Genomic DNA, 15,200 nt, shown 5'->3' with positions numbered 1-15,200 from the left:
CCCCCGGCGGTCCAGTGAGCGATTTCCTTGATCAGGTCGAAACCTGCGTACCGGCCCTGCGGCGCTATGCCCGGGCGCTGACACGCAATGCCGATCTGGCCGACGATCTGGTTCAGGACTGCCTCGAACGCGCCATTTCCAGACGCGGCCTGTTCCGACCCACTGGACCAGTCCGCGCCTGGTTATTCACTGTGTTGCTCAACCTGCATCGCAATCAATTGCGCCAGGCACAGCGGCGTGGCCAACCGGTGGACTTTGACCGCGTTCCCGAGCCCTCGACCCCCGCCCCGCAACCGGGCCATATTGCACTGGCCGAAACGGCCCGTGCTATCGACACCCTGCCACTGGAGCAGAAGGAAGCCTTGCTGCTGATCGCCCTTGAAGGCCTGCCCTATGCGGAGGCCGCCGCCATTCTCAAAATCCCGCTAGGTACGCTGATGAGCCGGCTGGGCCGGGCCCGCCATGCCCTGCGTCTGGCCACAGGCACACCCGCCGAGCCGCATCTGAGGACGGTAAAATGAGCCTGATCACCCGTGACACACTGATGGCCTTCGTCGATGGACAGCTGGATCCTGCACAGATCCCGGCCGTCCAGGCCTATCTGGCGGCCAATCCCGACGCAGCCGCCGAACTCGCCTTGATGCAGCGCCAGACCCAGGCATTGCAGAGCCTTTTCGACCCCGTCGCTGCCGAACCGGTTCCGGCACGCTTGCGCGCGCGCCGAATTGCCGCCGAACAGATCCAGCACCGTGGCCGGATCTGGCGCTGGGCCGCAGCGGCAGTCGTACTTTTGGCACTCGGTCTGGGCGCCGGCTGGTTTGCCCGACCTGTTTTTGATGCCCCCACAGCCAGCGCCACGCTGATCGCCGATGCAGTCAATGCCCACACGGTCTTTGTCGCCGAAAACCGTCATGCAGTCGAAGTGGGCGGCGATGACAGTGCCCATCTCTCGAGCTGGCTCTCCAACCGTCTCGACACCAATCTGGGCATGCCCGATCTGAGCGCCCAGGGATTTGCCTTGGTCGGTGGTCGACTGCTGCCGGGCGAACCGGAACTGGGCGGCCGGGCAGCCCAGCTAATGTATGAGAATACCAGCCAGCAGCGCATCACCGTCTATGTGACGGCCGCGCTCCCCGACCGGCAACAGGTCACCCAATTGGCCAGTGTGGACAATACCGAGGCCTTTTACTGGGCCAACGCCCGCATCACCTGCACAGTGGTTGGCACCCTGCCCGTCGATCAGATGCAAGCGGTGTCCCAGGCGGTTTACGTCCAGCTCACCGAAGGTGACATCAGCGCCGCACGTTATCGCAGCTAGGCGTTGGCGACCGGCGCGTTGCGGGGAAGAATGTCGTTGGAATAGATATTGTGCAGCCCAACATCGAGAATGTCGCGCTCGCCGCACAGCGCCATGGTGGTGTCGAGTTCCTTGCGCATGATCTCCAGCACCCGGGTCACACCGGCTTCACCGCCCGCGCCTAGCCCGTACAGCATGGGGCGACCGATAAAGGTGCCCTTGGCACCATAGGCCAGTGCCTTGACCACATCCTGACCCGAGCGAATGCCGCTATCGAGATAGACTTCCGTGCGCTTGCCAATGGCATCCATGATCTCGGGCAAAACCCGAATGGTGGAGGGCGCGCCGTCAAGCTGGCGACCGCCATGATTGGAAACAATCACGGCATCAGCACCATTGTCGACCGCAGCCTTGGCGTCTTCGGGGTCCAGCACGCCCTTGACGATTACCGGGCCGCCAAAGCGCTTCTTCACCCAGGCGATATCAGCCCAGTTCAACGTTGGATCAAACTGGCTGGCCGTCCAGGCCGAGAGCGAAGCCAGATCGTGATCGCCCCCCACATGCCCCACAATATTGCGGAAGGTGTGCCGCTTGGTGCCCAGCATGCGCGCGCACCACAAGGGGTGCTGCATCATCTGCCATACCGATTTGGCGTTGAACTTGGGCGGGGTGGAGAGCCCGTTGTGAATGTCCTTGTGACGCTGGCCCAGGATCTGCAGATCCATGGTCAGTACCAGCGCCGAGCACTTCGCTGCCTTGGCCCGATCAATCAACCGTTCGATGAAGTCGCGGTCGCGCATCACATAGAGCTGAAACCAGAATGGCGCGCTCGTGTTATCGGCAATGTCCTCGATCGAGCACACCGCCATGGTCGAGAGCGTGAAGGGCACGCCGAATTTCTCGGCTGCCTTGGCGGCCTTGATCTCGCCATCAGCAATCTGCATGCCGCCCGTCGCAGCAGGTGCAATCGCAACAGGCATGGTGATCTGCTTGCCCAGCATCTCGGTCTTGAGATTGCGTCCCTCGAGATTGACGGCCACCTTCTGCTTGAGGCTGATCTTGTTGAAGTCGCTCTCATTGGCGCGATAGGTGCCCTCGGTATAGCTGCCGGAGTCGGCGTATTCGAAGAACATCTTGGGCACTGAACGCCGCGCCTGGGTTTTCATCTCGTCAACGGTGAGGATCTTGTCGAGACTGGACATGTGCGGCGCTCCTGAACTGTCCGCATGCCCTAGCAACTAACATGTTAGTCGTCAATTGCTGGTGGGACGCGTCCAAGCACTGCATACATCGCGAGTATTGAGAAACGAGGGCCCTCGCGCTCGTCGGGCTGACGGGCCGCCACATCTCATGACAGATCGACTTGCCACTCGACACTGCTTGCCATCAAATGCGCACAAAACGAGAGGGGGCGACTATGGCAATCAGCGGCGACGCACTTGAGATTATCGACAACCGGTTCAAGGAACTCACGATCGGCATCGCGCCCCTCGAAACCCATTACGACCAGTGCCTGTGGGCCGAAGGACCGGTCTGGTTCGCCGATGGCAATTACCTGGTGTGGAGCGATATTCCCAACAATCGCATGCTAAAATTTGTGCCCGGACTTGGCGTTACCACCTTTCGCGCACCCTCCGATTTCGTCAACGGCAACACCCGCGACCGTCAGGGTCGGCTGATTTCCTGCTCGCACGGTGCCCGCGCCGTACTGCGCACCGAATATGATGGCACGATCACTACTCTGGTCGATAGCTATCAGGGCAAACGCCTCAACTCACCCAATGACGTGGTGGTCAAATCCGATGACACGATCTGGTTCACCGATCCGCCCTACGGCATCGTTTCGGACTATGAGGGCTATCGCTCTGAACAGGAGCAGCCCGGTTGCTTCGTCTATCGCTTTGATCCCGCAGACAACTCACTGACCGTGGTCGCCGACGACTTTGCCAAGCCCAATGGACTGGCCTTTTCGCCCGATGAATCGCTGCTTTACGTATCAGATACCGGTCGCAGCCATGACCCCGAATGGCCCATCCAGATCCGTCAGTTCAATGTCGAGGGCGCCCGGTTGACCAGTCCCAAGGTCTTCGCCGATATCGATAGCGGGCTCTCTGATGGGTTCCGTCTTGATGTTGCGGGCAATATCTGGAGCAGTGCCGGGTTGGGCGTAAATGTCTATGACCCCCAAGGCACACTGCTTGGCCGCATCCACACCGGCGCCAAGACCGCCAACGTGGAGTTCGGCGGACCAAAGCGGAACCGGCTATTCATCACCTGCAACCAGTTCCTGATGTCGACCCATGTCAATATTCAGGGGGTGCAGCGGCGTTGAGCCACGATGCTACCGCGTTCATAAAAGCCAATTTACAGCTGCAAGCTGTGCCAGGCCTGCCCGAAATCAGTCTTTATATAGCCCACTCGGGCAGCCGCCTGTCCCACTTGGCCAAGGCAAAAACCGGCGACGCGGCGGCTCCCTACTGGGCTTATGCCTGGGCTGGTGGCCTGGCGCTCGCCCACCACTTTAGGGCGCATCCCGAGCTGATCGCTGGCAGGACCGTACTTGATCTGGGGGCGGGATCAGGCCTTGTCGGAATAGCCGCCACCATGGCGGGCGCAACGGCCATCGCCGCCGAAATCGACGCCTATGGCCGGGCGGCCATAGCGCTGAATGCGACTGCCAATTGCTGTATGATTGACCTTGTCGAGATTGATCTGGACGGCCCACCGCCGATCGATATCGCTGTGATCGCAGGCGGTGACGTCTTCTACAATGCGGAAACGGCAGGCCGGATGCTGCCTTTTCTGCAGCGCTGTCATGCAGTCGGCATCACCGTGTTGATCGGCGACCCACAGCGCCGCGATCTGCCCGTGGATCAACTCGTACCAATAGCTTCATACGCAGTCGGCGATGTCGGTGACGCGCGGCAGACAACACAACGGCAGGCGTCAGTCTATCGGCTGAGATAATAACCGATCGCTACATCGTGGCGCCGACCTGCCAGGGCACAAACTCGTTGTCGCCATATCCCAGAGCTTCCGACTTGGTCTGCTCGCCAGAGGCTGTCTTGAGAATAAGATCAAAGATCTCGCGGCCTTTGTCCTCGATCGAAACGCCATCGATGATGTCGCCGCAATTGATGTCCATATCCTCGGTCATGCGCTCATACATGTCCGAATTGGTCGCCAGCTTGATTGAAGGCACTGGCTTGCAGCCATAGGCCGAGCCGCGCCCCGTGGTGAAGGCCAGAACATTGGCGCCACCAGCCACCTGGCCCGTCGCCGAGACCGGATCGAAGCCGGGTGTGTCCATGAACACAAATCCCTTTTCGGTGATCTTTTCGGCATATTCGTAGACAGCCGTGAGCGGCGTGGTGCCACCCTTTGCTGCCGCGCCGAGCGACTTTTCCAAAATCGTTGTCAGACCGCCCAGCTTGTTGCCGGGCGATGGATTATTGTTCATCTCGCCATGGTTGCGCTTGGTGTAATCTTCCCACCAGTGGATGCGACTGATCAGCTTTTCACCGACCTCGCGCGACACGGCGCGCCGCGTCAGCAAGTGCTCGGCGCCATAGATTTCCGAGGTTTCGCTGAGGATGGCGGTACCACCATTGCGCACCAGAATATCGGCGGCATAACCCAGTGCTGGATTGGCGGTGATGCCCGAATAGCCATCCGAGCCACCGCACTGCAGGGCCAGCGTCAGTTCCGACGCATCGACCGTTTCGCGTTTGGCGCGCGCGGCAATGGGCAGCATTTCCTTCATCTGCTCGATGCCCCATTCGATGATCTTGCGCGTGCCGCCACGCTCCTGAATGGTCATGGTCTGGAACGTGTCGCTTTCGGTGATGCCATACATCTCCTTCATGCGACCGATCTGGAACACTTCACAGCCCAGGCCAACCAGCATGGCCGCCCCCAGATTGGGGTTGGAAGTGTAGCCCCATTGCGTGCGTTTAAGGATATCAAACCCCTCGCCACGGCTTTCCATGCCGCAGCCCGTACCGTGTACGAACGGTACCACGCCGTCGATCTCGGGATAATCATCAAGGACACCGGAGCGGTTGATGCCTTCGGCAATAAACTTGGCCACGGTCGCCGAGCAGTTCACCGATGTGAGGATGCCCACATAGTTTCGCGTGCCGACACTGCCATTTGCCCGGCGATAGCCCTCAAAGGTCGCGCGGTCTTCCACCGCAATCATCTCGGGCGGCACGGCACCTTCGGCAAAGGCATAGTCATGGCTCAACGTGCCATCGGGACCACCCATGCCGCAATTGTGCTCATGCACCCAGTCGCCGGGAACAATGGCTTCCTTGGCAAAACCGATGATCTGACCGAATTTCAGGATCGGCTCACCTTGAGCGATCTGGCGGATCGCAAATTTGTGCCCCTTGGGCACACGCCGCACGATGGACGGACCCTGCAGCGTGACGCTGCCTACATCAAGATTGCTCAGGGCCACCGCAATGTTGTCGGCCGGGTTCAACACCAGCGTACGCGGCTGTGGACGGGTCATCGTGTCAGACATGGATGTGCTTTCAGGGGTCGGATCTCAACTGTGCTTTACCTCGCCGTCATAAACCGCCAGATTGCGCCGGCAATAGGCAGCGATGGGCGTTGTAAAGCACCACGGCTCTAACTAACATGTTAGCATGAAAACGGAAGCAAGTCCTTATTCTTTTCTGAGCGCACCTATCGTGCTGACCAGAGGCAATGTGACCACCGAGGTCACCAATGTGCTGCGTCACGCCATTGTGTCGCTCGCCCTGCCGCCCGGCAGCGCCATCGACAAGTCGCTGGTCTGCGAGCAATTGGGTGTCTCCCGTTTTCCGGTGAGCGAGGCGCTGGCGCGCCTACAGACTGAAGGTCTGGTAGACATCGCCCCGCAACGCGGCTCGACCGTTTCGCTGGTGCGCATCGCCGATGTGCGCGAATACATGTTGATCCGCAAAGGCCTCGAGAGTGAAGCGCTCCGCGTCTTCATTGGCCGTCACGACAGCGGACTGATCGACGCCCTGCACACCAATATGGCCAAGCAGCGCGAAGCCGCCGAACGCGACGATGCCGAAACCTTTCACGAGATCGATATCGAGTTCCACGACATTATCTATCGGGCCATGGAATTCACCAAGATCAAGGGCATCATTGATTCGGCCCGCGCCAATCTCGACCGCGCCCGCTGGCTGATTGTCACACCTCGGCGCCTGGCCATTACCATTGCCGAACATCAGGCCATTTTCGACGGCATTCTGGCCGGCAAAGAGCAGCAGGCTATTGCCGCCATCCGCGCTCATATCGACGCAGTGATGGTGGAACTTTTCGCCTTTGCCCGCGAACACCCGGAACTGTTTGCCGATGGCGCCACACTGGGCACCGACAGCGACAGCTTTCCCTTCGGCTGAGGAGGCCATTTCATGCTCAAGTCCATCCCACCCATTCTCGGACCAGACCTGCTCGCAATTCTGCGCGCCATGGGCCATGGCGACGAAATCACCATTGTCGACGCCAATTTCCCAGCAGATTCATCGGGCCCGGCTCTGGTGCGCATGGACGGCATAAGCGCCACCGAGATTCTGGACGCCGTACTCAGCCTGCTGCCGCTCGACGACTTCGTTGATGAGGCCGCCATCGTCATGCAGACCGTGGGCGATCCGACCCGCCGCGAACCCGTCGTCGATGCGTTTGAAGGCATCCTGCAGCAGCACGAGCCGAGCATGAGCATTTCCTCGCTGGAGCGCTTTGCCTTCTACGAGCGCGTCAAAAAGGGCTACGCCATCGTGCAGAGCGGCGAGAGCCGGCTTTATGGCAATATCATCCTCAAGAAAGGCGTGATCCGGCCAGCCGATTGATTGTCCCAACCGAACGGATTGGACCAAGGTCGCCCTCGACACACTAACATGTTAGCCTTATTGCCATGGCAACGGCTTACGGGACAAAGGACCTCTGCACATGAAACTGCTTCGTATTGGCGCCAAGGGCGCAGAAAAGCCCGCCATTCTGGCCGAAGACGGCTCGATCCGCGATCTCTCCGGTATCGTCGATGACATCGGCGGTGCCACGCTGGGCGCCGACGGTTTGGCCAAGATTGCTGCCGCCGATATCAGCTCCCTGCCCCAGCTTGACGCCGGCGACCGCATCGGACCCTGCGTGGCCAATGTCGGCAAGTTCATCTGCATCGGCCTGAATTATGCTGATCACGCTGCCGAAACCGGCGCCCCAATTCCTGCTGAGCCTATTCTGTTCATGAAGGCCACCAGTGCCATAATCGGTCCCAACGACGATGTGATCATTCCCAAGAACTCGATCAAGCCAGACTGGGAAGTCGAACTCGGCGTCGTCATCGGCAAGGAAGCCCGCTATGTCGATGAAGCAGACGCCCTGGACTATGTGGCCGGCTATTGCGTGGTCAACGATCTCTCCGAGCGCCATTTCCAGACAGAACGTGGCGGTCAGTGGGTCAAGGGGAAGTCTGCAGACACCTTCGGCCCCATCGGCCCCTGGATGGTCACGCGCGACGAAGTCGCTGATCCCCAGCAGCTGGGCATGTGGCTCGAAGTGGACGGCAAGCGCTTTCAGGACGGCTCGACCAAGACCATGATCTTCGGTGTCGCCCACGTTGTCGCCTATGTCAGCCAGTTCATGAGCCTGCAGCCCGGCGACATCATCACCACAGGCACCCCGCCCGGTGTTGGCATGGGCGTCAAGCCTGAGCCCGTCTGGCTCAAGCCTGGAAATGTCATGCGTCTGGGTATTGAAGGCCTGGGCGAGCAGCAGCAGTCCGTCAAGGCTTGGTCGGCCTAAGGCCTTTTGACGATCAGGTCGATTTCGACCAATGCACCCACTGCCAGCGCTGTGACCCCAATGGTTGTCCGCGCTGGCAACTTCCCTGCTTCAAAGAAGCTGGGCCAGAGCTGATTGAGACCGTCATAGTCGCGTTCGAACTGGGTCAGGTAGATGCGCGCCATGGTGATGTGCTCCAACCCAAGCCCAATGCCGGCCAACACCACCTTGAGATTATCCATCACCCGCGTGGTCTGCGCGACGATACCTATTGGCAGTTCCGCATCAGGGGCTTCTGGGTCGGTCGGCATCTGGCCGGTAACGAACACCCATCCATCGCTTTCAACGGCGTGGGAGAAGGGGGCTACCGGTCGTGGTCCGGAAGCAATCATGTGGTGCAGCAACTGGCTCATGGCATTCTCATTAGGATAAAGCTTGAGCCTCAACGTTCAGGCGGCCATAAGTCAACCTCTGCTGGACGGTTCGCCCGGCCCAAGCCCATGAGAGCCCGCCGGCATGTTCGATCTGTTCCACAACATCTCGGCCGATCTGCAGATTTTTCTCAACGCCGTTTCGGGAAATTTCTGGCTAACCTTTTGGTTCATTTTCGCCATTTCCATTGGTGAAGCGATTTTCGTGCTGGGCCTTTTCGTGCCTTCAACGCCAGTATTATTGCTGGCTGGCGGACTTATCGCCGAGGGGCGCTTGCCATTCTGGGAAGTCTATTTCGCGGCCGTGCTGGGCGCGGTTATTGGCGATGCGCTCTCCTATCTGATCGGCCATTTTCTCAAGGACACCATCACCGAAATCTGGCCCTTCCGCGATCAGCGTGCGCTGATTCAACGCGGCGAGGCCTTCTTTGCCCGTCACGGCGGCAAGGCTGTTTTTGTGGGCCGCTTCATTCCGGGTGTCAAAGCCGTCATTCCCGGTGTGGCCGGGATCATGGGCATGCCCTATGCCCGCTTCACGATCATCAATGTCAGTTCAGCGCTGCTCTGGGCCGCCGCCCATCTGTTGCCCGGCCTGCTGCTCACCGCATGGCTCAAATCGATCGGGCTTTCGCTTGAACTGGTCATTATGGTCGGTTCACTGATCCTCGCCGCCCTGTTTGTGCTGCTGCATTTCCATCGCCACATTTTGCTTTTCTTTGCGCCCTGGCTGGGCAAATTTGGCCGCGCTATACAGGCGCGCTGGGGTCAGAATGACACCACCGGCTGAACCCGCTTGCACTGCGAGCTTGCCAGCCTCATATCTTCCTTCACTCCAGCAGCAAGGCCGCGCCATGAACGACAATGAAATGACTGTCCAACGCGAAGATGGCGAAACCAGCGGCCGCTATGTCATCAAGCTCTCCCCGACGGCCGAGGCGGAAATGACCTATCGCAAGACCGAGAGCGGCATCATCATCGACCACACCGGCGTGCCGCCATCGTTTGAAGGCCGAGGCATCGCGGCAAAGCTGGTGGAATTCGCCGTCGCCGATGCCCGCAAGAACCGTTTCAGGATCACCCCGGTGTGCTCCTATGTAGTTGCCCAGTTTCGACGCCACCCCAAATGGTCCGATATCAAGGCCTGAACAATTAGAAGCCTGACGCGCTGCGCTGCCGGAAGATTTCTGTCAGCCGCGCCAGCGCCACCAGATGCACGTTCTCGGGAGTCTGCGGTTCCTTGAGACACGTCACATCTGTCACGACTGTGAACAGGCAGCCATTGCGCTCGCCTGACGCGGTAAATTCCAGCCGCCGTCGGTCAGCAATATAGCGGGCATGGGTGACCTTGAACTGCATGACTATGCCGCCGCCAGGACCTCGTAACGCCCCTCGCGACACAGTGGGCTGTCATAACCCTTGATAGCTGTGCTGGTGCCGCTGGCGCGCAGGACCAGCACCACGTCATAAGTCCCCGGCCGCGATTGTGCACTCATCATATTTTCGGCGATTTCGAGAACCGGCCTGAACCCATCGGGGGCCGATCCTGTTGGCTCCAGACCGCGCAGACAGACGTACCAACGTTTGGGACTCAATGCTGTTTCCCCCAGCGTGAGTCGGGGATAGGAAACCGCGACCGTCAAGCCTGCCTCAGCGCCAAGATAGCGACGGGCCCGGACTTGATAATCGGCCGGGAAGGCCTCCGCAGCGCCTGAGAACTGAATATTGTGCAAGCCCGTATTGGCGCCACTGCAGGCGGCAATGGTCAGGCAAAGCGATAGGGTCAGCGATAATCTGGACAGTATGCGCATATCATCTCCCCTCCGTTTTTTACCTGACGTCAAAGCCTTTGCTCAGCGAAACAACTATACACCCCGGCAGTGACACAACAATTGCTAGCCGCGGGCAGCGCGCGGTTGAGCAGCGGATTCTGGGTTGAACACCACGACCTGATCGCGGCCAGCGCCCTTGGCCATATAGAGGGCGGTATCGGCCATCTCCGTGGCCATTTCGATGGACTCGCCAGCTTCAATAAGACACGCACCCACACTGGTGGTGACCATGCAGGAGCGTCCGTCGGGTAGCGCAATGGGGCGACCATTGATGGTGGTCATTACACCCTGAGCGAGCTCGGTCAGCTTTTGCGACGACATGTTATGCAACAGGGCGATGAATTCATCGCCACCCCAGCGTGCACAGACATTGCCGGGGCCGATTGCAGCCACGATACGCTGCGCGATCTCGCCCACCACCGCATCGCCCGCTGCGTGCCCGAACGTGTCGTTGATGATCTTGAAATGATCGATATCGACCAGTAGCAGCCCCTGTCGCTGGCCTTCAGGCACAGCGCTGAACGCCGCCATGAAGCCCCGGCGATTGGCAATGCCGGTCTGACCATCGCGGAACGCCAATTGCTCGAGTTCTTCGGTACGCGCCCGCACCCGGTTTTCCAACTCGCTGGTATTCTCCGAAACAACCTCGGCCATCTCCGCAAACGCCGTCGACAAACGGCCCACCTCGTCGGGTTTCTGCGCTGCGCCAATCGCCCGCACCGGACCAAAATCGCCGGCCTGCGCACTGCGCACCACACTTTCGAGCAGCCTAAGCCGGTCCAGCACCTGCCGTTTGAATACCAGCACCATCACCGTAGCCACCAGACCCATCATGGCTGCCAGCAGCAACCCAATCGGCACAAACAGCCGGCGATCAATAATGGTATCGATATCCATCAGCGTGACGTTGAACCAACCGAGCTTGTCCAGATAGCCCACGCCCACCAGAACATCCTTGCCGCCGACGCGCAAAAACTGGGATTTGACCAATACGTCGCCCGCCGCAACATCCTCCATCAGCAGACGAAGCGCCTCCTGATCAAGCATGCTGTCGACCAGGGAAAACACGGTGCGCTTGGCACTCATTTCCGCTGTCAGGCTACTCAGATCAATCAAATCCTTGTCGCGGTGCGCCTGCACAGCGCCAAGCCGGTCCACGAACAGCGAGGTCACACCCACTTGCGGGACATTGACCACCTCATCGATAAACGCACTCAGATCAATGCCGGTGCCCAGAATGCCGAGCACGTTGCGACCTTCGCGGATCACGCAATTGATCCAAACCTTGGTGACGCGCAGATTGGCATCATTATCGACGTTGAGATGACAGCCTTCGCCCAGCGCTGAAGTGCGATAATACCAGGCGTCACGGCTATTGTCGGGGTCCAACGTGTAGCGGAACTGATCGCCCGCATAGCTATTGCTGGCGTCATTGAAATAGTAGTTGCCCGACCCACCCATGGCAAAAAAATAGCTGTGGTCGGTGAAGGACTGGCGAAAATGCTCGAGTTCGGCGATGCCGCGTCGCCGCAGGACAGGGTCGCTCTCATTGTTGGCCCAGTCGCGGATCGACTGCGATCCCGCCAGGGTTTCGGCCAGCGAAACCTCGCGTGTCAGCGCCTCAAGCCCGCGATAGCGATCATAGAGGATCTGCTTTTCCGCAAATAGCGTGCCGAGTTGGATGATGGTGGTGCCCACCATCCAGTTAAAGGCCGCATAGGCGGGAACAGCGACCGCGGCAAACCCAAGCAGCACGAAAATCAGCACCCGCACACGAAGGCTGCTGGCGATTTTGTGTCGAAGATCGGAAATGGTGCGCCTCGCTCGCAAGGGAGGGGGCGTCTCCGCCCTGAATCACACTATCTCAAAAGACCCGTCAAAAAGCCACTAACGGATTGCTCGCGCTGGCGATTTGTCACGCCTGCGCCCCGAACCGAGGCGCAAGCAGCACGATTTGGCTATGGCTGCATCGAGGCCAGAAACGTCTGGGCTTCACGCAGTTCCTCGGGACGAATTTCGTGCCCACCGGCATGCCAGCTCAACGTGGTCTCGGCGCCTTGGGCAACGAAGTAGTCATGCAAGCCCTGGGTCTGGACCGACGGGCAAATCGGATCGCGCTGCCCGCCGGTGATCAATACTCTTGCCGCGCTGAAGTCGGCCGTGGGCGGAGTAAACGGGATCAGCGGGTGCATCAGAACGGTGGCGTCAAACAGTTCGGGCGCTGCAAACTGCACCGAGGCCAGGATATTGGCACCATTGGAATAGCCGAGCCCGATCACCGCGCTGGGCTTGTTCTCGGCCTTAAGAGCTTCAACAAAACCAACCATTTGCGCAGTCCGCCTGGCCAGGTCATCCATGTCATAGACGCCTTCGCCCGTGCGCCGGAAATAGCGCAGAGCGCCGCCTTCACTGACATCGCCACGTGGCGCCACAATGCGCGCACCTGGCATCAACTGACCGGCCAGATCGAAAAACTGGTTCTCGTCACCACCGGTGCCATGGAACACCACAAATAGCGGTGCATTGGCATCAGCACCTGCTGCTTCGCGATACTGGTAATCGGCCATCGTAGACCTCCTGAAAATTGCTCACTCAGATATCGACGCCATCGGCGTCCGGCACAATCGCCAATGCCACCACACACTGTTGCCGATTCTGAAACGATCTGAACCAGCCGATGCCATGCCGCGTATGAGCTAGCATGGAGGCTCCAACATGACCGCACAGCTGCAATCCTTCCCCAATGGTGGCTTGGCCGTAGTGTTTGGCGCCAGCGGCGGCATTGGCCACGCGGTGCAGACTGCGCTTGTCAAAAGCGGCCAGTTTGAGCAGGTGCTTGGACTATCGCGCGCCGCAGGCGATTTTGACCTCACCGATGAAGCCAGCATCGCCGGCGCCGCCGACAGGATTGTCGAAATTGGTCTCCCTCTGCGCTTGGTTGTTGTCGCCACTGGTCTCTTGCACGACGACGCCATGCAGCCCGAAAAAAGCTGGCGCCATCTGGACGCCGATAATCTGGCGCGCAGCTTTGCCATCAACGCCACGGGCCCGGCCCTTCTGGCCAAGCACCTGCTGCCGCTATTGCCGCGTCACGGCAAGGCCGTGTTTGCCGCCATTTCCGCCAAGGTGGGCAGTATCGGCGATAATCATCTGGGCGGTTGGTATGGCTACCGCGCTGCCAAGGCAGCGCTCAATCAGTTGCTGCACACCGCAGCCATCGAATTGCGGCGCAACCGGCCTGAAGCAATTTGTGTCTGCATGCATCCAGGCACTGTTGCCACTACGCTGTCCGCCCCTTTCGGCAATAATGCCTATACGCCTGTGCCACCCGAGGCTGCCGCCGACAGGCTGCTCGGTGTGATTGAACGTCTCCGCCCCATTGAGAGCGGTCAACTGCTTGATCACACTGGTTTGCCCCTGCCCTGGTAAGCCCTTGCGTCGGCGCGCCGCTCTGCCACTATGGCGGCATGTTCCTGTCAATTTTCGACGTCTTCAAAATCGGTATCGGCCCCTCCAGTTCCCACACCATGGGACCCATGACCGCTGCCCGGCGCTTTCTCGATGAATTGGCCAGCAGCGACTGGCCACGCGCCGCCAATGCCCGCCCAGCGGCGCTGACCGCCAGCCTGCATGGCTCGCTGGCCTTTACCGGCATTGGCCATGGCAGCGGCCGTGCCGTCACCCTTGGCCTGTGCGGACAGGATCCCAAAACCGTCGACCCCGATGCCATGGATGGTTTGGTCGCTGCGGTCGAAGCAAGCGGGACAGTGCATCCACCCGGCCATGCCCAGTACCGGTTTCGACCCGCAGTCGATCTGTTGTTCGACAAACGCACCGTCCTGGCCGGCCACCCCAATGGTCTGCAGTTCGCGGCCTATGACAGCGACGGCCAATTGCTGCTGCGCCGCGCCTTCTATTCCATTGGCGGCGGCTTTGTGGTCAGCGCCGAAGAACTCGAAGCCCTCAAGCACGCCTCACCAGCGCAGGCCGATGTGCCCTACCCCTTTGCTCATGCCAAGGACATGCTGGCCATGGCCGCAGCCTCAGGCCTGTCGATTGCCGCCATGAAGCGGGCCAATGAAGAAGCCACCCGCAAACGGGTTGCGCTTGATCGAGGCATTGACGAAATCTGGGATGTCATGGATGGCTGCATTGACCGCGGCATCGCGCAAAGCGGTGTGATGCCCGGCGGACTTAACGTGAAGCGCCGCGCCAAGGCCATCCACGAGCAGCTCGAACCGCAATGGCAGCGCAACGAGATCACCCCGCTAATGGCCAATGATTGGCTCAGTCTTTACGCCATGGCCGTCAATGAAGAGAATGCTGGCGGCGGTCGCGTCGTGACCGCACCCACCAATGGTGCCGCCGGTGTCATCCCCGCCGTAATGCGCTACTTCCTCAAGTTTAACGCCGCCGCCACGCCCCAGACCATTCGCGACTATTTGCTGACCGCCGCTGCCATAGGCGGCATCATCAAACACAATGCCTCGATCTCTGGCGCCGAAGTGGGCTGTCAGGGCGAAGTGGGTTCGGCCTCGGCCATGGCGGCCGGCGGCCTCTGCGCCATTATGGGCGGCACCCCCGAACAGGTCGAAAACGCCGCTGAAATCGCCTTGGAGCATCATCTGGGCATGACCTGCGATCCCGTCGCCGGCCTTGTCCAGATCCCCTGTATCGAGCGCAACGCCTTTGGCGCGGTCAAGGCAGTGACCGCTGCATCACTGGCGCTCAAGGGTGATGGCACACATGCGGTGCCGCTCGACGCCTGTATCGAGACCATGCGCCAGACCGGGCTGGACATGAGCGAGCGCTACAAGGAAACAAGCCTGGCCGGCCTGGCCGTCAATGTGGTGGCGTGCTGAA

18 protein-coding genes are annotated in these 15,200 nt (G+C 60.0%); 11 read left to right on the top strand and 7 right to left on the bottom strand.

Going from position 1 to position 15,200, the window contains the following annotated elements:
• The first annotated feature begins 14 nt into the window (after nt 1-14).
• On the top strand, nt 15-521 hold the full coding sequence (locus KD146_RS00270; RefSeq protein WP_212656772.1) for a sigma-70 family RNA polymerase sigma factor: 507 nt from the start codon (nt 15-17) through the stop codon (nt 519-521).
• Nucleotides 518-1,318, top strand: a complete 801-nt coding sequence (locus KD146_RS00265) for an anti-sigma factor family protein (protein ID WP_212656771.1) — start codon at nt 518-520, stop codon at nt 1,316-1,318. Before KD146_RS00270 ends, KD146_RS00265 begins: the two co-directional genes overlap by 4 nt.
• Here the strand turns inward: KD146_RS00265 and KD146_RS00260 are convergent.
• The gene (locus KD146_RS00260) at nt 1,315-2,499 is read right to left on the bottom strand and encodes an alpha-hydroxy acid oxidase (protein ID WP_212656770.1); all 1,185 of its coding nucleotides are present in this window, start codon (nt 2,497-2,499) and stop codon (nt 1,315-1,317) included. The genes KD146_RS00265 and KD146_RS00260 overlap by 4 nt on opposite strands.
• A gap of 215 nt (nt 2,500-2,714) precedes the next feature.
• Here KD146_RS00260 and KD146_RS00255 point away from each other — a divergent pair, with 215 nt between their 5' ends.
• A complete protein-coding gene (locus KD146_RS00255; RefSeq protein WP_212656769.1) occupies nt 2,715-3,629 on the top strand; it encodes an SMP-30/gluconolactonase/LRE family protein in 915 nt (304 codons plus the stop codon).
• Between the two features lie 107 nt (nt 3,630-3,736).
• Nucleotides 3,737-4,264: a class I SAM-dependent methyltransferase gene (locus KD146_RS00250; protein WP_249327540.1), complete on the top strand. Its 528-nt coding sequence runs from the start codon at nt 3,737-3,739 to the stop codon at nt 4,262-4,264.
• A gap of 10 nt (nt 4,265-4,274) precedes the next feature.
• Here KD146_RS00250 and KD146_RS00245 read toward each other — a convergent pair whose 3' ends face one another.
• Nucleotides 4,275-5,825, bottom strand: coding sequence for a UxaA family hydrolase (locus tag KD146_RS00245; RefSeq protein ID WP_212656767.1), 1,551 nt, complete (start codon nt 5,823-5,825; stop codon nt 4,275-4,277).
• A 187-nt stretch (nt 5,826-6,012) separates the two neighbouring features.
• Here KD146_RS00245 and KD146_RS00240 point away from each other — a divergent pair, with 187 nt between their 5' ends.
• From KD146_RS00240 to KD146_RS00230, 3 genes are all read left to right on the top strand, one after another.
• Nucleotides 6,013-6,699 (top strand): GntR family transcriptional regulator, encoded by a 687-nt coding sequence (locus KD146_RS00240; protein ID WP_212656766.1) that lies wholly within the window; start codon nt 6,013-6,015, stop codon nt 6,697-6,699.
• Nucleotides 6,700-6,711: 12 nt separating this feature from the next.
• Nucleotides 6,712-7,146 carry an RbsD/FucU family protein gene (locus tag KD146_RS00235; protein ID WP_212656765.1) on the top strand — a complete coding sequence of 145 codons (435 nt, stop codon included), beginning with the start codon at nt 6,712-6,714 and terminating at the stop codon, nt 7,144-7,146.
• 100 nt (nt 7,147-7,246) lie between these two features.
• Nucleotides 7,247-8,098 carry a fumarylacetoacetate hydrolase family protein gene (locus KD146_RS00230; RefSeq protein WP_212656764.1) on the top strand — a complete coding sequence of 284 codons (852 nt, stop codon included), beginning with the start codon at nt 7,247-7,249 and terminating at the stop codon, nt 8,096-8,098.
• On the opposite strand, the gene KD146_RS00225 is transcribed toward KD146_RS00230, so the two are convergent.
• The gene (locus KD146_RS00225) at nt 8,095-8,481 is read right to left on the bottom strand and encodes a RidA family protein (protein ID WP_212659040.1); all 387 of its coding nucleotides are present in this window, start codon (nt 8,479-8,481) and stop codon (nt 8,095-8,097) included. The two genes, KD146_RS00230 and KD146_RS00225, sit on opposite strands and share 4 nt — an antisense overlap.
• Before the next feature lie 112 nt (nt 8,482-8,593).
• On the opposite strand from KD146_RS00225, the gene KD146_RS00220 reads away from it, so the two are divergent.
• Nucleotides 8,594-9,295, top strand: a complete 702-nt coding sequence (locus KD146_RS00220) for a DedA family protein (protein ID WP_212656763.1) — start codon at nt 8,594-8,596, stop codon at nt 9,293-9,295.
• A gap of 79 nt (nt 9,296-9,374) precedes the next feature.
• On the top strand, nt 9,375-9,653 hold the full coding sequence (locus KD146_RS00215) for a GNAT family N-acetyltransferase (RefSeq protein WP_212656762.1): 279 nt from the start codon (nt 9,375-9,377) through the stop codon (nt 9,651-9,653).
• A 4-nt stretch (nt 9,654-9,657) separates the two neighbouring features.
• On the opposite strand, the gene KD146_RS00210 is transcribed toward KD146_RS00215, so the two are convergent.
• The 4 genes from KD146_RS00210 to KD146_RS00195 all read right to left on the bottom strand — a co-directional run bounded on the left by KD146_RS00210 (nt 9,658) and on the right by KD146_RS00195 (nt 12,904).
• Nucleotides 9,658-9,864: a hypothetical protein gene (locus tag KD146_RS00210; protein ID WP_212656761.1), complete on the bottom strand. Its 207-nt coding sequence runs from the start codon at nt 9,862-9,864 to the stop codon at nt 9,658-9,660.
• Between the two features lie 2 nt (nt 9,865-9,866).
• Complete coding sequence (locus tag KD146_RS00205) at nt 9,867-10,316, bottom strand: hypothetical protein (protein ID WP_212656760.1); 450 nt, start codon at nt 10,314-10,316, stop codon at nt 9,867-9,869.
• A gap of 84 nt (nt 10,317-10,400) precedes the next feature.
• Nucleotides 10,401-12,110: a GGDEF domain-containing protein gene (locus KD146_RS00200; protein ID WP_269370081.1), complete on the bottom strand. Its 1,710-nt coding sequence runs from the start codon at nt 12,108-12,110 to the stop codon at nt 10,401-10,403.
• 185 nt (nt 12,111-12,295) lie between these two features.
• Nucleotides 12,296-12,904 carry an alpha/beta hydrolase gene (locus KD146_RS00195; RefSeq protein ID WP_212656759.1) on the bottom strand — a complete coding sequence of 203 codons (609 nt, stop codon included), beginning with the start codon at nt 12,902-12,904 and terminating at the stop codon, nt 12,296-12,298.
• Between the two features lie 148 nt (nt 12,905-13,052).
• On the opposite strand from KD146_RS00195, the gene KD146_RS00190 reads away from it, so the two are divergent.
• Together KD146_RS00190 and KD146_RS00185 are read left to right on the top strand one after the other, a co-directional pair.
• The gene (locus KD146_RS00190; protein WP_212656758.1) at nt 13,053-13,766 is read left to right on the top strand and encodes an SDR family NAD(P)-dependent oxidoreductase; all 714 of its coding nucleotides are present in this window, start codon (nt 13,053-13,055) and stop codon (nt 13,764-13,766) included.
• 38 nt (nt 13,767-13,804) lie between these two features.
• Nucleotides 13,805-15,199 (top strand): L-serine ammonia-lyase, encoded by a 1,395-nt coding sequence (locus tag KD146_RS00185; RefSeq protein ID WP_212656757.1) that lies wholly within the window; start codon nt 13,805-13,807, stop codon nt 15,197-15,199.
• Nucleotide 15,200: the final 1 nt, after the last annotated feature.

It is taken from the genome of Devosia litorisediminis (genome assembly GCF_018334155.1).
GTDB lineage: Bacteria > Pseudomonadota > Alphaproteobacteria > Rhizobiales > Devosiaceae > Devosia > Devosia litorisediminis.
The sequence above is the reverse complement of the archived record's forward strand: the minus strand, read 5'-3'. Positions and strand labels throughout refer to the sequence as shown.